Origin of the sequence: Maricaulis maris, from assembly GCF_036322705.1 — a bacterium.
GTDB lineage: Bacteria > Pseudomonadota > Alphaproteobacteria > Caulobacterales > Maricaulaceae > Maricaulis > Maricaulis maris_B.
Genome location: NZ_AP027270.1, coordinates 121,857 through 142,639 on the forward strand (window position 1 = coordinate 121,857; position 20,783 = coordinate 142,639).

A 20,783-nucleotide genomic window follows, 5' to 3' on the forward strand; every position below is an offset into this window, starting at 1 on the left:
CGGGCTTCGCTAAGCGCAATCCATGGGTAATTCCAACACTGTTTCCTTGCCCGATCTGGCGGCAACGCAGGCACTGGCCCTCCGGCTCGCCCGGGCGCTTCAGCCCGGCGACACGGTCTTCCTGACCGGCGACCTCGGGGCCGGAAAGACTACCTTCGCCCGGACCATCATCCGCGAATTGTGCGGCGTCGAGGACGCGCCCAGTCCGACCTACACGATCATCCAGACCTATGACCTCGACGACGGAGAGCTTTGGCATGCCGACCTCTACCGGATCGAGGAGGCCGGCGAGCTTGACGAGCTGGGTCTGGAGGATGCCTTCGGTGAAGTGGCGCTTCTGATTGAATGGCCGGACCGCCTCTTCGGCCTTGTCCCGGAAGACCGGCTCGAAGTGACGCTTGAAATGGTCGGGGAAAGCGCGGGCGATGCCATGGACACGCCGCGGCGGGCTGGCTTAACAGGGTTTGGCGAGTGGGAGACACGCCTTGACGATATCTGACCGCCAGGCCGCAATGACGGCCTTCCTCGAGGCCGCCGGCTGGGCCGATGCTGTGCACCATCCCTTGCCGGGCGATGCCTCAACGCGACGCTATATCCGGTTGGAGCGCGCCGGGGAGCGCGGTGGTGAGCGAGCCATGTTGATGGACGCGCCGGCCGCTGCCGAAGCGCCTGTTTGTCCGCCTGATGCCAGCCCGGAAGAGCGCGCGGCGCTGGGCTATAATGCGGTGGCCCGGCTGGCCGGGTCCAATCTGATCGCCTTTGCCGGTCTCGCCGACGCCCTGTGCGAGCGCGGGTTTTCAGCGCCGACCATCCTCGCCAGCGATGTCGAGGCGGGGTTTCTCCTGCTGGAGGATCTCGGCGATGACCTGATTGCCCGTCTTCTGCCCGGCGATCTGCATGAGGGGACGCTCTATGCACGCGCCGTTGATGTTCTGGCGGCCATCTACCGGTCCAGTTTCCCGGCCGCTGTGGAGCGCGACGGCCAATCCTGGCCGCTGCTGGGCTATGACGCGACGGCGTTGCAGGCGGAAGCCGACCTCTTTCTCGACTGGTTCCTGGCCAAGCAAGCCGGGGTCACACTGGATGACGCTGCTCGCGCCGACTGGCAGGCGATCTGGGCGCGGGCCTTCAAGCGGCTCGATCATTGTCCGCCGGGTCTCGTTTTGCGCGACTTTCACGCCGAGAACCTGATCTATCTCCCGGACCGGGATGGCGAGGCCAATATCGGCCTGCTCGACTTCCAGGACGCGCTGATGGGGCATCCTGCCTACGACCTCGTCTCGCTGCTCGAGGATGCCCGCCGCAATGTCGAGCGCAAGCTCGCGGTGCCGCTCAAGGCGCGCTTTGTCGAGCAGGCCGGGATCGCCGATGCCGCCGGCTTCGACGCGGCCTATGCCGTGCTCGGTGCCCAGCGCAATGCCAAGATCCTCGGCATTTTTGTCCGGCTGGCCGTCCGCGATGGCAAGCAGCGCTATCTCGATCTGCTGCCGCGGGTCGCGCGCCACTTCGTTGCCGATCTTCAGCACCCGGCCCTGATGCCGCTTCACATGTGGGTGAAATCCCACGCCCCGCAGGTCTTCGCGGAAGCGCACAAATGATCGAGATCCGCACCGCCATGGCGCTCGCCGCCGGCCTGGGAACGCGGATGCGTCCGATCACCAATGAGCGCCCGAAAGCGCTGGTTGAGGTTGGGGGCAAGACCCTGCTCGACTGGGCGCTGGACCGGTATGCCGCGGCCGGTGTCGAGCGCTGCGTGGTCAATATCCACCATTTCGCGGATATGATGGAAGCCCATCTTGCGGACCGGACCGGTGCACCCGCGGTGACAATCTCGGACGAACGCGGTGCGGTGCTCGAAACCGGAGGCGGTGTCGTCAAGGCGCTGCCGGAGCTGGGCAGCGATCCGGTCTTCATCAGCAATATCGACGCGATCTGGGAGGAGGCGGGTGCCGCCTCGCTGGACAGTCTCCGCGCCGCATGGCAGCCGGACCAGATGGATGCGCTGCTGCTCCTTGCTCCGATGAATGCCACGCTCGGCTTTGACGGCCCGGGCGATGCCTTTCTGGAGGGCAATGGCCGGGTCCGTTTCCGGGGTGATGCGCCGGCCGCTCCCTATGCCTATGCCGGTGTGCAGATCCTCAATCCTGCCATTCTTGCCGGGCGACCGGTCAGCCGATTCTCGATGATGGAGGTCTGGCGTGATCTGTCGGAGCGGGGGCGGCTGCACGGTGTCGTGCTGCCGGCCTTCTGGATGCATGTCGGTGATCCCGGCGCCCTGGCCGACGCGGAAGCACGGCTGGCGCGGTGACGGCCCGGCTGTTCAATACGCCCGGACCCAGCGTCTACACCCTGCCGCCACAGTCTGACTTCCTGCGTGAGATCGCCACAACGCTGCGCGACGAGTTCAACGCGGTCGCCGACCCCGATGCCCTGACGCGCCTGCTCATCCTCACGCCGACCCGGCGGGCGGCCAAGGCGCTCGGCGATGTCTTCGCGGACCTCGCCGGCAATGGGGTGGCGCTGCTGCCGCTGATCCGGCCGATCGGCGATGTCGATGTCGACGATCCGCCCTTCGAACCGGGTGAGCTGGCCGGTCTGGCCGCTCCGGCGATCTCGCCGGAACGCCGGCGCTACGAGTTGGCGCGGCTGATCCTCGCCAAGGAGAAGGCTCTCTCCCGACCGATCGGTGTCGGCGGTGCGCTGGCGCTGGCGGACTCGCTGGCGGCGCTGCTTGATGATCTCGCGACCGAGGATGTCAGCGACCTCTCGGCGCTTCAGGAGGCGGTGACCACCTATCTGCCGGCGGATCGCCGCGAAGCGGTCGAGTTCCTCGAGATCGTTCAGCATATCTGGCCCGCGCGTCTGGCCGAGCTGGGTTTGACCGATGGCGCGCATCGACGCTCGCTGGTCCTGCACGAGCTGGTCGCGCGCTGGACGCGGCAGGCGCCGGACCATCCGGTTCTCGCGGTTGGCTCGACCGGCTCGATCCCTGCGGCGCGCAAGCTGATGGGCGTGATCGCCGGTCTGGAGCATGGCGCCGTGGTTCTGCCCGGGGTCGACTGGGATGCCGATGACAGCGCCTGGGACTCGATCGCTGATGATCACCCGCAATGGGCGATGAAAACCTTCCTCGCGGAGGCCGGGGTCGATCGCAAGGACCTGCCGGCCTGGCCGGGGGCTGCCGAAGACCATGCGGCCGAGCGCCGCCGGCGCCTGATCGCCGAGGCCTTGCGACCAGCCGACACGACCGATGCCTGGCTCAAGCGTATTGCGGCCCTGAAGGAGCGCTTTGGCGAAACCTTCTTCTCCGAGGGCATGGAGGGGCTCAGCCTGGTCGAGGCGCCGGACGAGATCAGCGAGGCGCGGGCCTGTGCCCTGATGCTCCGTGAAACGCTCGAGACGCCCGACGAGACGGCCATCCTGGTCACGCCGGACCGGATGCTGGCGCGCCGCGTCTCGGCCGAGATGGTGCGCTTCGGGGTGCGGCTTGATGATTCCGGAGGGGCCGCCCTATCGGAGACGCCAGCCGGCGCCTTCCTGACGCGCGTGCTCGATGCCGCCACGGATTGCGGGAGTGTCGTTGCGCTGACGGCGCTTTGGGGGTCGCCCCTGTTCCGGGCCGGCTATCGCCGCGGGCAGGCCCATACCGTGTTGGCCAAGTTCGAGGCCGAGGCCCTGCGCGGGGCACGGCCGGGACGTGACCTGGCTGCCGTTCGCGCCCGGCTCGACGGCGAGTTCGTCAAATTGTTCGATGAGGACCGTGCGGTCATCGAGGCCATTCTGGATACACTGGAAACGGCTTTCTCCGGCCTGCTGGTCGACGGCAAGCGTCCGGCCCGCGATTGGGCGCGGGCGCACGCCGAGGCGGCGGAGGCCCTCGCCGAGGATGGTACTGGCCGAGGCGCGGAGGCGGTGTGGATCGGCGAGGGTGGTGAGGCCGCTGCCGGGCTGTTGCGCTCCCTGCTGGAGGAAAGCGAGAGCCTGCCGGACATGTCGCTGGCCGACTACAGCGCCGCCTTTGGCGAGATGTGCCGCTCGCGCCGGGTTGCACCGCGCCTCGGTGTCCATCCGCGGCTCCAGGTGCTGGGTCCGCTCGAAGCCCGTTTGATCACAGCCGACCGGGTCATCCTGGCCGGCCTCAATGAAGGCGTCTGGCCACCCGGTCCCGGTGCCGATCCGTGGCTGTCGGCCGGCATGCGCCGGGCAGTCGGTCTGGGTGCGCCGGAACGGCGTTATGGTCTGGCGGCGCATGATTTTGCCCAGCTTGCGGCGGCGCGGCATGTCATCATGACCCGCTCGGAGAAGTCGGAAGGTTCGCCCACCGTCGCCTCGCGCTGGCTCTGGCGCATGAAGACGCTGGCACGCGGTGCCTTGGGTGAGGCGGCCGATGCCGCGTTCACCGCGCCGACCGATTATGTCGCGCTCTCGCGGGCGCTCGACGATCCCGGCAGCCCGCCTGTGGCCGCGCCGCGACCCTCGCCGTGCCCGCCGGTCGAGGTGCGGCCCCGGCGCTTGTCGATCACCGAGATCCGGACCTGGGTCCGCGATCCCTATTCCATTTACGCGCGCCATATCCTTGGACTGCGCCGTCTCGATCCGGCCGACATGCCGCCGGGTCCGCGTGAGCGCGGATCGGCGCTGCATGACGCGCTGGAAGCGGTCGTGCCCGCCTGGACCGATGGCATCCCGGAGGATGCGGTTGCCCAGCTCGTCGCGGCCGCTGAGACACGCCTCGCCGAGACCGGGTTCGGACCGGAAGAGATGGTGCTGGAACGGGCCCGTTTTGAACGCGCCGCGAGCTGGCTGGTGAGCTGGGAAGCCGGGCGCCGGGCGCGCGGCATCACGCTCGACAAGGTCGAGATCACCGGCTCGATGGCGTTTGACGGTCCGGCCGGCACCTGGGAACTGACCGGGCGTTCGGACCGTTTTGACCGGCACCCCGATGGCCGTCTCGACATCATCGATTACAAGACCGGTTCCTCCTCGAGCGCCAAATCGATCCGGGCCGGATTCGACCCGCAATTGCCACTGACCGCCGCGATGGCCGAAGCGGGAGCGTTCAAGGCGCTCGCGGCCGGAGCGCCGGCCGGGCTCTACTACCTCTCGCTGCCCGGCAATGCCGAGGGCGGCAAGGAAGTGCGCATTGATGGCGAGCGCAATCCGGAGGCGGCTGAGTATGTCCACAATGCGCTTGAGGACCTGACCCGATGGATTGCTCGTTTCGATGACGAAACGATGCCTTATGAGAGCCAGATCCGGGTTCAGTACGTCAATGATTACGGGGATTTTGATCATCTCGCCCGTCGCGGCGAGTGGGCTTCTGCCGGTGGTGAAAGCCCGGAGGGCGAGCGATGACCGAAGCCCGTTTCGATCCGGCCATCCTTGCGGCTGCCAGCGCTGCCCAGAAGCGGGCTGCCCTGCCTGAGGCAAGCGTCTTCGTCGAGGCCAATGCCGGGTCCGGCAAGACCCGCGTCCTCGTCGACCGCGTGATCAATCTCCTGCTCGCAGGGCACAAGCCCGAGACGATCCTCTGCGTCACCTACACCAAGGCCGCTGCCGCCGAGATGAAGGAGCGCCTGTTCAAGCGTCTCGGAGACTGGTCGGTGACACCCGACGAGGAGCTGGGCCGCCAGCTCGACGCCTTGCTTGGCCCGGGCCGGGCGGCGCGCGATCTGGATACGGCCCGCAAGCTCTTTGCCCAGGCACTCGAAACGCCGGGCGGACTGAAGATCCAGACCATCCACGCCTTCTGTGAAGGGCTGCTCCGCCGCTTTCCGCTCGAGGCAGGGGCCCCGCCGGGCTTTGATACGCTCGATGACGCTGCCGCGGGCAAGGCGATGGACACGGCACGGCGCTCGGTGCTGGCCTCCTTGTCCCGCGCGGACGTCGCCACGCTGATCGAGGCCGGCGGACCCGATGCGATCAATACCATCCTGCGCTGGGCGCGGGCCAAGCGGCATGACTTCGCCGAGACCTGTGAGGCGGCGGGCGGCGTTGAAGCGTTGGAGGCTCGGCTCTGGTCCGTGCTGGACTTGCCGGTCGGCAGCGATCCGGAGAGTCTCAAACGGGACATCATGGCTGCCATGCCGCGTGCTGAGGTCGAAGCCGCCGCTCATGCCATGTGTCATGAGGGCGCGATCAACGATACCAAGCGCGGCGATATCCTCAATCTTGCGCTCTCTGCGGGGACATCGGGCCTCGCCTTCGACACGTATTTGACGGCGTTCTTCACGGTGAAAGGACCGCGTGTGAAGGCCCTGGCCACGGGGACTATCTCGAAGCCGTATCCGCACATCCTGTCATTGCTGGAAGCCGAAGCAGACCGACTCGAGGCGGCGCGTGACACGATCCAGCGTGCCGCGATAGCCCAGGCGAGTGCGGTGGCGCTGCAGGTCACCGATCGCTTCACCCGGGCCTATAGCCAGGCGCTGGAACACAGTCGGGCTCTCGATTTTGACGATCTTGTCCGCCTCGCTGGTCTCCTGCTGGCCCCCGAGAACCCGTTTTCCGGCTGGGTTGGCTACAAGCTCGACGGCATGCTGGCCCATGCCCTGATCGACGAGGCCCAGGATACGGCGCCGCGCCAGTGGGACATGATCCGCGGCCTGACTGCCGAGTTCTTCGCCGGCGAAGGCGCGCGCGAGCTTGACCGGACGCTGTTTGTGGTCGGCGACGAGAAACAGTCGATCTATTCTTTCCAGGGCGCGGAACCGGCGCGTTTTCTGGCGGAAGGCGATCATCTGGCGGCTTCGGCGGCGTCGGTGGAACTGCCCTTTGAGCGGCCGGGTCTGGACGTCTCCTTCCGCTCGGCACCGGAAATCCTCGCCGCTGTGGATCAGGCGTTCGCCGCGAAGATCCCGGCCCCGGAAATGAAATTCCAGGCCGGGGCGACAGCCCTGCCGTTTGCGCGCTATCAGGGGCATCGCGCGGCGCGTTCCGGCACGCCGGGCTGTGTCGAGCTATGGCCGGCCATTCCCAAGCCGGAAAAGGTCGAGGAGGGGTCGATCTTCGACCCGGTCGATCAGCGTGCCCGCGGCAGCTCGCGCGATGTGCTGGCCCGGACCGTGGCCGACGAGATCGCTGCCATGATCGCACGCGGCGATGCGGTCTGGGAGGAAAAGGGCGGACGCTTCACACCGCGCCCGGTCCGGCCCGCCGACATTGCCATCCTCGTCTGGCGCCGTACCGGCGGGTTTTTCGAGGAGGTGATCCGTCAGCTCAAGCTGAAAGGCGTGCCGGTCGCCGGGGCGGATCGCATGGTGCTGCGTGAGCAGACGGCGGTGAAGGACATGCTGGCCCTGGGCCGTTTCGCCATGACGTCCGGGGACGATCTCGCCCTCGCGGAGGTCCTGCGCTCACCGCTCTTTGATCCGGTCAGCGACGACCAGCGCGGCATTGACGAACAGGCGCTCTATGATCTGGCGCGGTCGCGTACGGATCTGAAGCGGCGCGGGACCCTGTGGAATGCACTCTTCACCAGCGGGGACCCGCGTTTCGCCGATGCCAAGGCGGCGCTGACCGAATTGCGGGATCAGGCCGACAAGACCCGGCTCTATGACCTGTTCACCGGTTTCCTCAATGCCCGAACGCCAACCGGCGAGACTCGCTGGGCGCGGATCTATGCCCGTCTCGGCGAGGAGGCGCGCGACCCGCTGCAGGAATTCCTCGCGCGGGCTCTGCAGCACGAGCGCGAGGATGGCGGTGCGCTGGCCAGCTTTATCGCCCGGATTGATGGCGAGGAAACCCAGATCAAGCGCGAGATGAACCCCGATCGCGACGAGGTCCAGGTCATGACCGTGCACGCGTCCAAGGGGCTGGAACGTCCGGTGATCATTCTGCCGGATACCACGCGTAGCCCGCTGACCGGCAAGTCCGACCCGATTTTCGCCCATCCCGATTGCGGTCTGTTGTGGTCGCCGCGCAAGGCGGAAGACCCGGAGATCGTCGAGACCCTGCGCGCCGAGAGCGAGAACCGCCAGCTCTCGGAACATGGCCGGCTCCTCTATGTCGCCCTGACCCGCGCCCGTGATCGCCTGATCGTCTGCGGATGGCGGCAAGGGCAGGGCGAGCTCGGCCAGATCGCCGAGCACAGCTGGTACACGCAGCTCGCCGAGGCCTGGCAGGGAGAGGGTTGGACGGAATTTGAAACCCCGGTTGCGGCTCATGTCGAGGGGGCTGAGCCCGGCCTGCGCTACGGGCCTCCACCGGTGGCCCTCGGGACCGACGAAACCACCCGCCGGGCACCGGCAGCGATCCCGTCCTGGGCCTGCACCCCCGCGCCGACCGAGACCGGCCAGATCCTGAGCGCGGCGCCGTCCAGCCTGCTGGCCGATGCGGACAGTGAGCCGGCCGTGCTGTCGCCGCTCTCTGATCCGGGCGGACACCGGTTCCGGCGCGGCGATGTCATCCACAAGCTGCTGCAGACCCTGCCCGATCTTGCGCCTGATCGCCGTCGGGGCGCGGCGGAGCGCTTTGTCGCGGCGCAGCCGGACATATCCAACGCGGACAAGGCGCAGATCGTCACCGAGACGCTGGGTATTCTTGACCATCCTGAGTTTGCGCCACTGTTTGGTCCGGGCAGCCGGGCCGAGGTCTCGCTGGTCGGGCATGCGCCGGGCCTGCCGGCCAACACGATCGTACGCGGGCAGGTCGACCGGCTCGTCGTGACGGATGATGAAGTGCTGATCATCGACTACAAGACCAACCGTCCGCCCCCGATCGAGCTTGCTGCAGTGGCGAGAATCTATCTCGGTCAGATGGCTACCTATCGCGCCCTTCTGCGGGCGGTTCATCCGGAGAAATCCGTACGTTGCGCCCTGCTCTGGACCGACGCTGCACGCTTGATGGAACTCCCTGACCCCTTGCTCGATACGGTCTTCGACGCGGGAGCGGCTTGACGAGCGGCCTCGCCGTCCTTACCTCACGCGCCAGCAACGGAATCCGCCCCCGCGGATTCGTCCCAACCAAGGAGTGTCCCATGGCGACCAAAGCGGTCAGCGATGAATCCTTCGAGACTGATGTGATCAATGCCAGCGGCCCGGTCCTTGTGGACTTCTGGGCGGAATGGTGTGGTCCGTGCAAACAGATTTCCCCGGCTCTCGAAGAGATCGCCGAAGAGATGTCCGGTGCGCTGACGGTCGCCAAGGTCAATATCGACGATCATCCGATGACGCCGGGCAAGTACGGCGTGCGCGGTATCCCCACGCTGATGATCTTCAAGGACGGTCAGGTCGTCGCCACGAAAGTCGGCGCCATGGCCAAGGGCAAGATCGCCGAATGGGTCCAGGACACAATCTGATCGGTTTCCGATCCAGACTCCTGATCGAAGAACGGGCCCCTGCATCCACAGGGGCCCGTTTTCTTATGGCCGGGCCAGATCGAGGGCCGTCTGGAGCGCGCTCTCCGCGTCCTGCGGCATGTCGGGTGTCAAACCAACTCCTTCTATCCGGCCACTGGCGAGGGAGTAATAATCGGCAATCGGCAGGTAGAGCTGGAATCCACCGGGCATGTCGTAAACCCGCTGGGACAGCATTTCGCCGGCCGTGCCTTGACCGATCAGGATCGCGCGCCCTGATGCCCTGAGCGCATCGGCCGCAATCTCGGCGGCGCTGGCGGTGTGCTCACTGATGAGGACATAGACCGGTCCGCCATAATGGGGCCCGTCGGGGGTGAGGCGCGCCAGGGTCAGGTCATTGGCCTGGGCAGAGTCCCAGAAGTCGCGGATCGACCATCCGGTCCAGGGCGCGATGGTTGTGACATCCTGTGGCCCGGGGGCCCGATCCATGTGCGCGTTCCAGCCCTGGGACACGAAGACGCCAATATCCAACGGGGTCTCCAGCACATGTTCGACCAGCGGCTTGAAGGCAAACATCCCCCCGCGATTGGCGCGCAGGTCGATGATGAGGGCTGCGGTGTCACGCGTTGCAATCTCGTCATAGGCCGCCTCGATCTGTTCGATCGTGTCGACCCCCATCATTGTGTTGACGGTCAGCACGGCAATGTCGCCGTCCCAGCTCAGCGCGGCACCGTTTCCGACGCGCAGCTGATCAACCCAGTCAGTGATGGCCTCGGCGTTGCGGCCTTCTTGGCGAAGGTCGACGTGCGAGAAGGGTCCCGTCTCCCAGATGGTCTCGAAACCCGCGCGGAATTCATCGTCAGTCGTCGCCGTTTCCGCCAGTGCCCGCACAGCCTGTGTGACCGCCTCATAGGCGGGGCTGTCCAGTTCCGCGGGGTTGTAGTGATGGGCGTGCATGGTGGTGTCTATGGCTTCTGCAAGGGCGACATAGTCGGTTTCGACCGTCGCCGTTTGCGCGACGCCCTGTCCGGCGAAGGACAAGGCGAGCAGCGAGGCTGCGAAAAGCAGGGTGCGGGGCATCAGGGCATCCAGTCAGAGCTGTTGAGCGATGGACCTGTGATGCCAGTGATGGGTGGATTGGATGCAGTACGCGCCGGAGCGCTGCCCGGGCGTTGACCTCAGCCCGGGGTGATGTGCGGTGGTTCATCCCCGAGTGCCAGTGCTTCGCCGACAAGGTAGAGCGACCCGCTGATCAGGATTCGCGGTGAGGGGTGTTCCTTGATCGCGTTCTTCATGGCCGCGATCAGCCCGGCGGCTGTGCTGGCTTCGAGACCGGTGCGGGCACTGGCGGCCGCAACATCGGAGGCCAGGCGGGAGCCGCCGCGACCCGATTTGAACTCGACCGCGATCAGGCGGCGGGCAAGGCCGGAGAACTGGCTGCACCAGGCTTCCACATCCTTGTCCGGCGAGAAGCCGGCGATGATGACGAGGGGGCGGTCATCGCGCTCGTCCATGTCCGCCAGGGCGTGGGAAAGCGCCTTGGCGGCCGCCTCGTTATGGCCGCTGTCGAGCCAGAGTTCGGCATCGGCTTGGCGGGCGAGGTCGCCGATCGGTCCAGTTGTGAGGCGCTGCAGGCGACCCGGCCAGCGAGCGTCACCGATACCCTTGGCGACCGCGTCTTCGGGCCATTGCAGGACCGCCGCGCAGGCTGCAGCCGCACCGGCATTGAGTACCTGATGGGGGCCCAGAAGGCCCGGCGCCGGCAGGTCCCAGACCTGGGTCTCGTTCTCGAAGACCAGTCGTCCGTGCTGCATGTAGGCGTTATAGTCGCGGCCCCAGACATAGGTTGGTGCGCCGACCTTCTGCGCTTCATCGAGAATGGCCGCCTCGGAGACGGCGCACTGGTTGGCGACGACCGTCGGGACCCCGAACTTGCAGATGCCGGCCTTGATGCGGGCAATATCGGCGAGTTCACGGCCGAGGAATTCCTGGTGGTCGAGACTGACCGGTGTGATCACCGACAGGGCCGGTCTGGCGATGACATTGGTTGCGTCCAGGCGTCCGCCCATGCCGACCTCGAGGATCAGCCGGTCGGCCGGGTGCTCCGAGAACAGCAGGAAGGCCGCGGCGGTGGTGATCTCGAAGAAGGTGATCGGTTCGCCGAAATTGGCCGCCTCGCAGCGGGCGAAGGCTTCGATCAGGGTGTGGTCATCGGCCGGCTTGCTGTCGAGCAGGATGCGCTCGTTGAAATTGACCAGGTGCGGCGAGGTATAGATATGCACCCGCTCGCCCTTGGCGCGGGCCATCTCGGCGAGGAAGGCGCAGATCGAGCCCTTCCCGTTGGTGCCGGCGACATGGATGGTTGGCGGGAGATTGTCCTGCGGCGAGCCAAGCGCTGCCAAAAGCCGCTGGAGGCGGCCCAGGGAGAGGTCAATTTTTTGGGGATGCAGGCGTGCAAGGCGCGCCAGCGCGTCATCGAGTGCTTGTCGACGCGTGCTAATGGCTTCCCCCGTCGCTCACCACATGATCGGCTGGCGGCGGTGCCAGGGAGGCAGGAATGGACGTGCCCGGCTTTTTCATCATGACCCTCAGGAGACGGGCCAATGTAGCGGGAAGGTCGGCACGATGCACGACTTTGTCGACCATGCCCTTTTCCAGCAGGTATTCGGCGCGCTGGAAGCCTTCCGGCAGTTTCTCGCGGATGGTCTGCTCGATAACGCGCGGTCCGGCAAAGCCGATCAGGGCCCCCGGCTCGGCGATGTGGACATCACCCAGCATGGCGTAGGACGCGGTCACACCGCCGGTGGTCGGGTCCGTCAGAACGACGATATAGGGCAGGCCGGCCTCGCGCAGCATCTCGACCGCCAGCGTGGTCCGCGGCATCTGCATCAGAGACAGCGCGCCTTCCTGCATGCGGGCGCCACCAGCGGCCGTGAAGACGATCATCGGCGCCTTCCGGGCGATCGCGGTCTCAGCCGCCTTGATGAAGCTCTCGCCGGCTGCCATGCCGAGCGAGCCGCCCATGAAGGCAAAATTCTGCACCAGCACAACGGCGTCAAGCCCGCCGATCTGGCCGGTCGCAATCGCCATGGCGTCATCGCGCCCGGTCTTCTTGCGGGCTGCGGCCAGCTTGGTCGTGTAGGGTTTGTCGTCACGGAATTTGAGCGGATCCTTGACCACGACCGGGGTTTCGATCTCGGTGTACTCGCCGTCGAAAGTGAACTGGAAGCGATAGGCTGGCGCGATCCGCATGTGGTGACCGGCCGGCGTCACGAAGAGGCCGGCTTCCAGATCCTTGTGGAAGACCATCTCCTCGGAGATCGGGCATTTGACCCAGAGATTGTCCGGCGTGTCGCGCTTGGAAAAGATCTTCGACATGCCCGGCGGCGTGATCTTGGACAGCCAGTTCAAACCATTCGACTTTTCGGTCATGCGTGTCGGTCCCGTAATCGTTCCGGCCAGCTGGCCGCTTATCCCTGGCGCCGCGCGGTATGGACCGCCGACGACAGACGTTTCACCAGGCCGGTTGCCCCGTCAACGCCGCCCTCATGCATGGCGTCGACAATGGCCGATCCGACCACGACAGCATCAGCCCGCTTGGCAATCGCCGCAGCCTGTTCCGGCTCGCGAACACCAAAGCCGACGGCGACCGGAAGGCCCGAAGCGGCCTTGACCCGGTCGACGGCAGCGCCAACCTCGGTGACCACGCCGGTTCCGGCCCCGGTCACCCCTGTCGTGGAGACGTAATAAACGAAGCCCGACGTATTGGCGACCACGGTCGCCAGACGGTCATCATCCGTGGTCGGCGTCGCCAGGCGGATCAGGGCGATGTCCTGCTTGTTGAGCGCGGTGCGCAGCTCGGTGTCTTCCTCCGGCGGAATGTCGACGCAGATCAGACCGTCGACGCCAGACTTGGCCGCGGCCTTGGCGAAGGCCTCCCAGCCCATGGAAAAGATCGGGTTGGCGTAGCCCATCAGGACCAGCGGCGTTTCCGTGTCGCGCTTGCGGAATTCGGCAGCCTGGGCGAGCGTGCCCTTCAGCGTCATTCCCGCCTCCAGCGCTCGCAGCGCCGAAGCCTGAATCGCCGGACCATCGGCTGCCGGATCGGTGAACGGCATGCCCAGCTCGATCACATCGGCCCCGGCAGACGGCAGCGTGTTCAGGAGCGCTTGGCTGTCGCCATCGCCCGCCATCATGTAGGCGACAAATCCGGCACGATTATAGGCGGACAGTTCCGCGAAACGGGTGGTGAGGCGGTTGGTCATTCTTGTCCCGTCAAAGGTTGGAGGTCGGGCAGGTTGGGGAGCGATTAAGCGTGTAGTCCAGCCAGAGAAGACCGCCTTCGCGCGTCAGGTCCAGCCGCAAGACTTCTTCGCATCCCGTGTCTGGTGTGCGTCTAACGGCTTTGAGCAGGTTCTCGTCCGATTCCCCTACGCGCCACTGGTCTGCGATCAAATGGTCCATGTGGAACTCAATGACGCCAGGTTCAGGTCGACCCAGCATCATCAACCGTTGATTGAGTGTGCCCGTCAGATCAATCGAGGCCGAGTTGTCGGGGCCAAATACGACGTGTGCTGGAGTTGGCAGATACCCTCCCATCAACACAATCGAACTCTCAAAGTCCTGGCTTGAGAGGCCGAGCGCGCTGGTCATAACAATCGCTCCGATCACAATGTTGCTCCCGACACGCGTGTCACTACTGACACATCTTCGCCGCAGCGTGCGCAGTCTGACTTAATCACGACTTGCGGCGTCACAGTCCCACTCACGCCCGCTTCTTCTTCGCATCCACAAACGCCCGCAGAACGGCATTCATGCGCGTCTGATAGCCTTTTCCACTCTCCTTGAAGAAGGCGATGATGTCGTCGTCAAGCCGCAAGGTGACCTGTTTCTTCGACGGCGGGGTCCAGAGCGTGGCTTCAGCGAACCAGGCCTCGTCGAGTTCGGGTATGTCGGAGACGTCGATCTTGTCGTCGGGGATGGCTGCCAATTCGCGAAGTCGCTCCTCGGAGACGGGTTCAAGGTCACTCAGCTTTTTGCGGATCATGGCCATGATGGAGGCGCCTTTCCTTCTTCTTGGCGGGGCGGGCGGAAATGATCCGAATCACCCCGTTTCGCTCTGTGTGGATGACGGCGATGGCGCGCTCACCCAGGAGTCCAATCGAAAAGAACCGTGCTTCTCCATCGCGACCGCGGCGGGCCGGCTGCGTGAGGACGCGTCCCTCGAAGATGAAGGCAGCTTCCCCAAAACTCAGCCCATGCTTGCGCTGGTTGGCCTCATCCTTGGCCGGATCCCATTCGAATTCCATGAAGCGTAGCTACAATTGTAGTTTGCTGCAATCTGTTCCCGCTCGCATTATGCGAGAACATAAAAAGAACACAACTATAAAGTGCTACAGCTCCACCCCCAGCATGCGCGCCACTTGCGGGACGTCCTTGTCGCCGCGGCCGCACATATTCATCAGGATAAGGCCGTCCGGGCCGAGTTCCTTGGCCAGGTCGCGAACGCGGGCGAGGGCGTGGGCGGGTTCCAGGGCCGGTATGATGCCTTCCAGCTTGGTGCAGAGCTGGAACATCTCCATCGCCTCCTCATCCGTCGCGGAGACGTATTCGGCGCGTTTCATGTCGTGCAGGAAGGCGTGCTCGGGGCCGATGCCCGGGTAATCGAGCCCGGCCGAGATCGAGTGGGCGTCGATGATCTGGCCGTCATCATCCTGAAGGAGATAGGTCTTGTTGCCGTGCAGGATGCCCGGCCGCCCGCCTTTCAGCGAGGCGGCATGCTTGCCGGTCTCCACGCCCAGGCCGGCCGCTTCGACACCGATCAGACGGACATCCTCATCCTCGATGAAGGGATGGAACAGCCCCATCGCGTTCGAGCCACCGCCGATGCAGGCGACACAGGCATCGGGAAGGCGTCCGATCCGGTCCATCATCTGGGCGCGGGCCTCGCGGCCGATGATCGACTGGAAGTCGCGGACCATGGCCGGATAGGGGTGCGGGCCCGCGACCGTGCCGATGACGTAGAAGGTGTCCGAGACATTGGTGACCCAGTCCCGCAGCGCCTCATTCATCGCGTCCTTCAGCGTGCCTGTGCCGGAGGTCACCGGCACGACCTCGGCGCCGAGCAGCTTCATGCGGAAGACGTTGGGCGCCTGGCGCTCGACATCCGTCGCGCCCATGAAGACGGTACAGGGAATGCCGAAGCGTGCCGCCACGGTCGCTGTCGCCACGCCATGCTGGCCGGCGCCGGTCTCGGCAATGATGCGGGTCTTGCCCATGCGGCGGGCCAGCAGGACCTGGCCGAGGCAGTTATTGATCTTGTGGCTGCCGGTGTGGTTGAGCTCGTCGCGCTTGAACCAGATCCTGGCGCCGCCAAACGCTTCGGTCAGGCGCTCGGCGAAATAGATCGGCGAGGGCTTGCCGACATAATCGGTCAGGAAGAGATCCATCTCCGCCTTGAAGTCAGGATCGGCCTTGGCCGCCGTATAGGCCTTCTCGAGCTCGAGAATGTTCGGCATCAGCGTTTCGGCAACGAAACGACCGCCGTAATCGCCGAAGCGGCCATCGATATCGGGCCAGGCCGAAAGCGCATTCGGTCGTGTGTCGGCAGAGGCGGGTTCGCTCATGGCACGCTCCTTGTGCGCTTGGATTTGGTTCAGCAGGCCGCCAGTGCGGCGGCAAAACCGGCAATGCGCCCGGCATCCTTGACGCCCGGCGCGCTTTCAATACCGGAGGAGACATCCACCGCCCCGGCTCCGGCAGCTTTGACAGCGGCGCAGACATTGGTGTCATCAAGCCCCCCGGACAAGAGCCAGGGCACGGAAATCTGCAGCGTTTTCAGCAAAGAATAGTCATAGCCATGACCCAGACCGCCGGGCCGGTCGGCGCCGGCCGGTGGTTTGGCGTCAAACAGCATCAGGTCGGCGATCCGGTCATAGGGTCTTGCCGCCTCCAGATCGCTCGCCTCGGCAATCGGCAAAGCCTTGATAATCCCGCGCTTTGCATAGGCACGCGCCTGCACGACCCGCTGCGGGCTCTCCGCCCCGTGCAACTGGATCCAGTCCGGCCGCATGGCGTCACGGATCTGCGCCAGCAGGTCATCATCGGGATTGACGGTGACGGCGACCGTCTCGCTGCTTTGCGCCAGATGGCACAGCTCACCGGCCAGCACCGGCGAGACATGGCGCGGGCTCTTCGGGAAAATCACATACCCCGTCCAGCGCGCCCCGGCCTTTTCGGCCGCCGCGATATCCCGTCCGGTCTTGAGGCCACAGAACTTGATGTCGGTCATGGCCTAAGCGTTAGCGGTTTCAGCGCCGTGGGGGAAGCCTTGGATGACGGGGTTTCGCGTCCTCCAGCGGGCTGTTGAGGTGACACGGGCGTGCATGTGAATCGGAACTTCGTTGCCAAGTCCCGCCGGTCCGGGCTTTGTTCTCGGGTTCTGATCGGGTTTTCCTATTGTGCCGGAGGCGCCGCCCTTGCCTGACGCTCTGCATCTGCCCCTGCCGCTTCTGACCGGTTTCGCCGGTATCACGGTCCTGCTTGTTGTCGGCAGCCTGGCCGCCCTGGTCCTTCCGCGCCTGCAGCCCGGACGGTGGGATGACCTCGCTCCGCGCATGACCAGCTGGTGGGTCATGGCCGGCCTGTTGATGGTGGCGCTCTGGGCTGGCTGGCAAGCAACGACGCTGTTGTTCGCCTTTGTCAGCTTTGTCGCCCTGCGTGAGTTCGTCACACTCGCGCCTACGCGGCGGGAAGACCGGCTGGTGGTGCTGGTCGTCTATGCCTCGGTGCTGATCAGTTATTGGTCGATCTGGATCGACAATTACGCCTACTTCCTCGTCATCGTGCCGATCTACATGTTCGTTGCGACGGCTGTCATCATGACGCTGATGGGCCGCACGGACGGCTTCCTTGCCACAATCGGCACCCTGCAATGGGGCGTCATCGTCTGCGTCTTCAATCTGGGTCATGTCGCTTTTCTGATGCGCACACCGATCGAGGAAGTGCCGATGGCCGGCCCGGCGGGCCTGGTCTTCTTCCTGATCGTGATGACCCAGCTCAACGACGTCGCCCAATATGTCTGGGGCAAGAGCCTGGGGCGGCATCCGATCAGCCCGCAAGTCAGTCCGAACAAGACCTGGGAGGGGGCTATCGGCGGCTGGGCAACGACAGCGCTGGCTTTCGTGCTTCTCGCTCCGGTTTTCACGCCGCTTGCCTTCTGGCCCAGCGTGCTGGTCGGTGCGATCCTGCCGGTGCTCGGCTTTTTTGGCGATATCACCATGTCGGCGATCAAGCGGGACCTGGGCGTCAAGGACACATCCCGTCTGCTGCCGGGGCATGGTGGCTTGCTGGACCGGGTCGACAGCCTCACCTTCACCGCGCCCTGGTATTTCCACATGCTGGCAATTTTCGGCCTGGAGCGCTTCTAGATGCTCATCCTGCTAAGACGCCTCGTTCTGGTCTGCATCATCCGTCCAATCGCTTATCTCGTCATCGGTTTTGATGTGAGAGGGGCGGAAAACCTGCCTCGGACCGGCCCTGCCATTATTGCCGCCAATCACAACAGCCATGTCGATACGCTCCTCCTGCTCAGCCTGTTTCGCTCGCGCCTTCTGCCCCGCATTCGGCCCGTCGCGGCCTCGGATCACTTTCTGACTGGTGGGCTGGCGAGCTGGTTCTACCTGAACTGTGTCGGAATTCTGCCGGTCAATCGCCGCGCAAGGGGCCGTGAAGATGTGTTGGCGGGCTGCCGGGATGCCCTATCGTCCGGCGACATTCTATTGATCTTCCCGGAGGGCACGCGCGGCGAACCCGAGCAAATGGGCGCGCTCAAGACCGGTATCGCAAGACTGGCCGAAGCCTTTCCCGATTGTCCGGTGGTCCCGGTCTATCTCCAAGGCGCAGGACGGGTCCTGCCGCGTGGTTCGGTCATTCCGGTGCCATTCGTCTGCAGCGCTGTCATCGGCGACGCCCTGCGATGGAGCGGCGGCCGTGATACCTTCATGACGGGCCTGCGCGACGCGCTGGCTGCGCTGAAGGCAGAAGCCCCGCCCCTGCGCTGGCTTTGACAGGAAGAGGCCGTCCCATGATCTCAAATGCCATCACCCTTTTCCGCACCGGGCTCGCGCTTTTGCTGCTGGGCTGGTTGATCATCCACGGTCCCGGCTGGGTCGCGCTTGCCGTTTTCCTGATTGCCGGCGGGCTTGACGTTCTGGACGGCAAGCTGGCCCGCGCGCTGAACGAGACCTCGCCACTAGGGGCCGTCCTCGATCTTATCGGGGATCGGCTTTTGACCTTGGCGGCTGTCCTCGGGCTTGTCGCCGCCGACGCCTTGCCGGTCTGGGCCCTGCCAGGCGCCGTGGTTCTGGTCGTGCGCTGTATCGTGGTCGCCGGGTTCAGCGAGGCGCTGGGGCCAGGGCAATCCCTGGACCAATCACGACTGGAGCCGTTGAAGATCGTCACCAGCTTTCTCGGCCTCTCACTGGCCATGCTGCCGTTTGATGCGCTGGGCCCGGTCGATCTGGACATCCTCGCGGGCAGCATCATTTCGTTGGCCGGCGCGCTCACCCTGGTGACCTTGGTCGGTTATGTGCGCGCAGCCGTCGCGAGACTCCGCCAGGGCTAGCCCTTGCCCACCGCCTTGCCCGCCTCAGGGAAAGCCGGTTCGGTGCGGTTGAGGCAGAACGCCATGGGCTGGAACAGCATCCAGGCGATGAAGGCCTTGATCTTGGGTTCTTTCGCGCGGGTCGGGTCGAAGACCATGTAGTGCGCGTCGCCGTGGTCCAGCCCGGTCGTGAAGGGCTCGACCAGAGCGCCGGAGGCAAGCTGTTCGGCGAAATAGATCGGTGTGACCATTGTTGCCGCATCGCCCGAGGCGATGGCGGCGGAGACCTCCATGGTCTGGGTTTCGAGTTCGAGCACGGGGCGCTCCGGCAACAGCGCCGGGTCGCCGCCGGCCTGCCTGAACCAGTCGCGCCACTAGCGGATCGGGCCGAACAGGCGCAGTTTCAACAGGTCCTCGGGCCGTTCGAAGGGGCCGAAGCGCTCGGCCGCAGCGCGGGAGACCAGAGGGGCGGTGGTGTCCCCGAACAGCCGGCGCGCCTCCAGCCCGGGCCATTGGCCCTTGCCGATGCGGATCCCGATATCGGCCTCGCCGGCCTTGATGTCGACCAGGTCGGAGCGGCTGTCGATGCGCACCGCGAGGCCCGGGTTCTCCAGTTGGAAGGCGCCGATGCGCGGTACCAGCCAGTTCGAGCAGAAGGTCGGCAGGGCGGTCACCGAGAGCACGCTGTCGCGATCCTCCCTGACATCGCGGAAGGTGCGTTCCAACAGACGAAAGGCGTCCGACGTACCGCGTGCCAGCCGGGCGCCACGCGCGGTCAGTTCGACATGGCGGGCCTTGCGCTCGAATAGGGCAAAACCGAGCCGGTCTTCCAGCAGTTTGATCTGATAGCTCACCGCCGCCTGGGTCATGCCGAGGGTCTCGCCGGTGCGCGTGAAATTGCCCAGCCGGGCCGCTGTCTCGAAGACCCGGATGGCGTTGATCGGCGGCAGGTGAGGCGCTCTATCCATAAATTCACCTTATGTAAGACCCTTGAGAACGCGTTGGTCAGAGCCACGGTAGGCCGCCTATATCAAGGCATCGCTGGAAACGGAGGCGACCATGACATTGACCGATTTGATGATTGAAACGACCGAACCGCGGCGCGTGACCGCGGTCATTCCGCGTCATTCAGGCCGTCGTGACTGGCTGGGCTGGATGGTGCGTCGCTTTGCCTGGCTGGACGGTCATGCGGACTGGCACCGCAAGGCCTGAGCGTCAGGCCTGGTTCGGGAATACGGCCGATGCCTGATGCCGATAGGCATGGGCCGCATAGGCGGTGAGGTCGTTCGGCGTCGTTGATGCCGATGATGTCGTCGATCGGGGGGCGGCCTGTCGCATTTCCGCGATCTGCTGGTTCAGCGAGGGTTGCAGCTTCTCCCCAGGCGCTGTTGCTTCGCCCTCACCGCCATCTTCGCCCTTGCGGCGATTGAGCTCGGCCCGCGCTTGGGAGATCTTGGCATCGGCGAGGGCGGCGACCTTGCGGTCCTGGCCTGAGGGTTCGGCGGGGGCCAGAGCGGCGGCCTTGACCTGCTGCATCTTCTCGATCGTGGCCTGCGGGTCGCCCTTCACCTCGCTCGCGTCGATCGGGACTTCCCCGCCAACGGCGTAGGCGCGGCCGTCAGGGCCTTTCTGGAAGGTGTAGCTGGCTGCGCCTGCGTGTGACCCACCGGCGGCCTGGTGAGCCCGCTCATGGGCCCGGACCTCGCGGTCGCGTGCCTTGAGGGCGTCGACCTGCTTGCGATCACCCTCGGACAGTTCGGTGTTGGCGCTGGCCTTGGCTTTGCCCGCACCGCCACACCCGGCGCACGCGGCACTGCCGCACGAGCCACAGCTCGCCAGCCGTGTCGCGGACTGGGTGGCGATCGTCTTCATGGCCTTCGCCAC

The 20,783-nt window shown here is 65.5% G+C and carries 22 protein-coding genes; 10 read left to right on the forward strand and 12 right to left on the reverse strand.

The window, feature by feature from the left end; all coding sequences use genetic code 11:
* Nucleotides 1-22: 22 nt before the first annotated feature.
* From tsaE to trxA, 6 genes are all read left to right on the forward strand, one after another.
* Entirely contained in the window at nt 23-499 is a 477-nt protein-coding gene (gene tsaE, locus AAA969_RS00615) for a tRNA (adenosine(37)-N6)-threonylcarbamoyltransferase complex ATPase subunit type 1 TsaE (protein ID WP_338242475.1), read from the forward strand.
* The gene (locus AAA969_RS00620) at nt 486-1,598 is read left to right on the forward strand and encodes an aminoglycoside phosphotransferase family protein (protein WP_338242477.1); all 1,113 of its coding nucleotides are present in this window, start codon (nt 486-488) and stop codon (nt 1,596-1,598) included. Before tsaE ends, AAA969_RS00620 begins: the two co-directional genes overlap by 14 nt.
* Entirely contained in the window at nt 1,595-2,308 is a 714-nt protein-coding gene (locus tag AAA969_RS00625) for a nucleotidyltransferase family protein (protein ID WP_338242479.1), read from the forward strand. Before AAA969_RS00620 ends, AAA969_RS00625 begins: the two co-directional genes overlap by 4 nt.
* Nucleotides 2,305-5,355, forward strand: coding sequence for a double-strand break repair protein AddB (gene addB / locus AAA969_RS00630; RefSeq protein ID WP_338242481.1), 3,051 nt, complete (start codon nt 2,305-2,307; stop codon nt 5,353-5,355). The genes AAA969_RS00625 and addB overlap by 4 nt, the downstream gene beginning before the upstream one ends.
* On the forward strand, nt 5,352-8,897 hold the full coding sequence (addA, locus tag AAA969_RS00635) for a double-strand break repair helicase AddA (protein WP_338242483.1): 3,546 nt from the start codon (nt 5,352-5,354) through the stop codon (nt 8,895-8,897). The genes addB and addA overlap by 4 nt, the downstream gene beginning before the upstream one ends.
* An 80-nt stretch (nt 8,898-8,977) precedes the next feature.
* Nucleotides 8,978-9,298, forward strand: coding sequence for a thioredoxin TrxA (gene trxA, locus AAA969_RS00640; RefSeq protein WP_338242485.1), 321 nt, complete (start codon nt 8,978-8,980; stop codon nt 9,296-9,298).
* Between the two features lie 63 nt (nt 9,299-9,361).
* Here trxA and AAA969_RS00645 read toward each other — a convergent pair whose 3' ends face one another.
* The 9 genes from AAA969_RS00645 to AAA969_RS00685 all read right to left on the reverse strand — a co-directional run bounded on the left by AAA969_RS00645 (nt 9,362) and on the right by AAA969_RS00685 (nt 16,586).
* On the reverse strand, nt 9,362-10,375 hold the full coding sequence (locus AAA969_RS00645; protein WP_338242487.1) for a S41 family peptidase: 1,014 nt from the start codon (nt 10,373-10,375) through the stop codon (nt 9,362-9,364).
* A 98-nt stretch (nt 10,376-10,473) separates the two neighbouring features.
* Entirely contained in the window at nt 10,474-11,796 is a 1,323-nt protein-coding gene (locus tag AAA969_RS00650; protein WP_338247203.1) for a folylpolyglutamate synthase/dihydrofolate synthase family protein, read from the reverse strand.
* The gene (gene accD / locus AAA969_RS00655; protein WP_425325015.1) at nt 11,792-12,706 is read right to left on the reverse strand and encodes an acetyl-CoA carboxylase, carboxyltransferase subunit beta; all 915 of its coding nucleotides are present in this window, start codon (nt 12,704-12,706) and stop codon (nt 11,792-11,794) included. The genes AAA969_RS00650 and accD overlap by 5 nt, the downstream gene beginning before the upstream one ends.
* A 59-nt stretch (nt 12,707-12,765) precedes the next feature.
* Nucleotides 12,766-13,560, reverse strand: coding sequence for a tryptophan synthase subunit alpha (gene trpA / locus AAA969_RS00660; RefSeq protein WP_338242490.1), 795 nt, complete (start codon nt 13,558-13,560; stop codon nt 12,766-12,768).
* A gap of 10 nt (nt 13,561-13,570) precedes the next feature.
* Entirely contained in the window at nt 13,571-13,948 is a 378-nt protein-coding gene (locus tag AAA969_RS00665; RefSeq protein ID WP_338242492.1) for a hypothetical protein, read from the reverse strand.
* Nucleotides 13,949-14,060: 112 nt separating this feature from the next.
* Nucleotides 14,061-14,348: a BrnA antitoxin family protein gene (locus AAA969_RS00670; RefSeq protein ID WP_338242494.1), complete on the reverse strand. Its 288-nt coding sequence runs from the start codon at nt 14,346-14,348 to the stop codon at nt 14,061-14,063.
* Nucleotides 14,320-14,604, reverse strand: coding sequence for a BrnT family toxin (locus tag AAA969_RS15050; RefSeq protein ID WP_421924222.1), 285 nt, complete (start codon nt 14,602-14,604; stop codon nt 14,320-14,322). The genes AAA969_RS00670 and AAA969_RS15050 overlap by 29 nt, the downstream gene beginning before the upstream one ends.
* An 84-nt stretch (nt 14,605-14,688) precedes the next feature.
* Nucleotides 14,689-15,921, reverse strand: coding sequence for a tryptophan synthase subunit beta (gene trpB, locus AAA969_RS00680; RefSeq protein ID WP_338242497.1), 1,233 nt, complete (start codon nt 15,919-15,921; stop codon nt 14,689-14,691).
* Between the two features lie 29 nt (nt 15,922-15,950).
* Nucleotides 15,951-16,586, reverse strand: a complete 636-nt coding sequence (locus AAA969_RS00685) for a phosphoribosylanthranilate isomerase (protein ID WP_338242499.1) — start codon at nt 16,584-16,586, stop codon at nt 15,951-15,953.
* Between the two features lie 187 nt (nt 16,587-16,773).
* Here AAA969_RS00685 and AAA969_RS00690 point away from each other — a divergent pair, with 187 nt between their 5' ends.
* Genes AAA969_RS00690 through AAA969_RS00700 form a run of 3 tightly spaced genes read left to right on the forward strand, consistent with a single transcriptional unit; the run spans nt 16,774 to nt 18,920 of the window.
* On the forward strand, nt 16,774-17,724 hold the full coding sequence (locus AAA969_RS00690) for a phosphatidate cytidylyltransferase (protein WP_338242501.1): 951 nt from the start codon (nt 16,774-16,776) through the stop codon (nt 17,722-17,724).
* On the forward strand, nt 17,725-18,363 hold the full coding sequence (locus tag AAA969_RS00695) for a lysophospholipid acyltransferase family protein (protein ID WP_338242503.1): 639 nt from the start codon (nt 17,725-17,727) through the stop codon (nt 18,361-18,363).
* Between the two features lie 17 nt (nt 18,364-18,380).
* A complete protein-coding gene (locus AAA969_RS00700; protein ID WP_338242505.1) occupies nt 18,381-18,920 on the forward strand; it encodes a CDP-alcohol phosphatidyltransferase family protein in 540 nt (179 codons plus the stop codon).
* Here the strand turns inward: AAA969_RS00700 and AAA969_RS00705 are convergent.
* Nucleotides 18,917-19,216 (reverse strand): hypothetical protein, encoded by a 300-nt coding sequence (locus tag AAA969_RS00705; RefSeq protein ID WP_338242507.1) that lies wholly within the window; start codon nt 19,214-19,216, stop codon nt 18,917-18,919. The two genes, AAA969_RS00700 and AAA969_RS00705, sit on opposite strands and share 4 nt — an antisense overlap.
* A 57-nt stretch (nt 19,217-19,273) precedes the next feature.
* Nucleotides 19,274-19,867, reverse strand: a complete 594-nt coding sequence (locus tag AAA969_RS00710; protein ID WP_338242509.1) for a LysR family transcriptional regulator — start codon at nt 19,865-19,867, stop codon at nt 19,274-19,276.
* 91 nt (nt 19,868-19,958) lie between these two features.
* Between AAA969_RS00710 and AAA969_RS00715 the strand changes: the two genes are divergently transcribed.
* Nucleotides 19,959-20,111, forward strand: a complete 153-nt coding sequence (locus AAA969_RS00715; RefSeq protein ID WP_338242512.1) for a hypothetical protein — start codon at nt 19,959-19,961, stop codon at nt 20,109-20,111.
* A gap of 3 nt (nt 20,112-20,114) precedes the next feature.
* Here the strand turns inward: AAA969_RS00715 and AAA969_RS00720 are convergent, their stop codons facing one another.
* Nucleotides 20,115-20,771, reverse strand: coding sequence for a putative metalloprotease CJM1_0395 family protein (locus tag AAA969_RS00720; RefSeq protein ID WP_338242514.1), 657 nt, complete (start codon nt 20,769-20,771; stop codon nt 20,115-20,117).
* Between the last annotated feature and the right edge of the window lie 12 nt (nt 20,772-20,783).

Coding starts and splice junctions, on each gene's coding strand:
- tsaE (WP_338242475.1), top strand. CDS start 23: ATGGGTAATTCCAACACTGTTTCCTTGCCCGATCTGGCGGCAACGCAG.
- AAA969_RS00625 (WP_338242479.1), top strand. CDS start 1,595: ATGATCGAGATCCGCACCGCCATGGCGCTCGCCGCCGGCCTGGGAACG.
- addA (WP_338242483.1), top strand. CDS start 5,352: ATGACCGAAGCCCGTTTCGATCCGGCCATCCTTGCGGCTGCCAGCGCT.
- trxA (WP_338242485.1), top strand. CDS start 8,978: ATGGCGACCAAAGCGGTCAGCGATGAATCCTTCGAGACTGATGTGATC.
- AAA969_RS00645 (WP_338242487.1), bottom strand. CDS start 10,375: ATGCCCCGCACCCTGCTTTTCGCAGCCTCGCTGCTCGCCTTGTCCTTC.
- trpA (WP_338242490.1), bottom strand. CDS start 13,560: ATGACCAACCGCCTCACCACCCGTTTCGCGGAACTGTCCGCCTATAAT.
- AAA969_RS00665 (WP_338242492.1), bottom strand. CDS start 13,948: ATGACCAGCGCGCTCGGCCTCTCAAGCCAGGACTTTGAGAGTTCGATT.
- AAA969_RS00670 (WP_338242494.1), bottom strand. CDS start 14,348: ATGGCCATGATCCGCAAAAAGCTGAGTGACCTTGAACCCGTCTCCGAG.
- AAA969_RS15050 (WP_421924222.1), bottom strand. CDS start 14,604: ATGGAATTCGAATGGGATCCGGCCAAGGATGAGGCCAACCAGCGCAAG.
- trpB (WP_338242497.1), bottom strand. CDS start 15,921: ATGAGCGAACCCGCCTCTGCCGACACACGACCGAATGCGCTTTCGGCC.
- AAA969_RS00685 (WP_338242499.1), bottom strand. CDS start 16,586: ATGACCGACATCAAGTTCTGTGGCCTCAAGACCGGACGGGATATCGCG.
- AAA969_RS00695 (WP_338242503.1), top strand. CDS start 17,725: ATGCTCATCCTGCTAAGACGCCTCGTTCTGGTCTGCATCATCCGTCCA.
- AAA969_RS00700 (WP_338242505.1), top strand. CDS start 18,381: ATGATCTCAAATGCCATCACCCTTTTCCGCACCGGGCTCGCGCTTTTG.
- AAA969_RS00710 (WP_338242509.1), bottom strand. CDS start 19,867: ATGGATAGAGCGCCTCACCTGCCGCCGATCAACGCCATCCGGGTCTTC.
- AAA969_RS00715 (WP_338242512.1), top strand. CDS start 19,959: ATGACATTGACCGATTTGATGATTGAAACGACCGAACCGCGGCGCGTG.
- AAA969_RS00720 (WP_338242514.1), bottom strand. CDS start 20,771: ATGAAGACGATCGCCACCCAGTCCGCGACACGGCTGGCGAGCTGTGGC.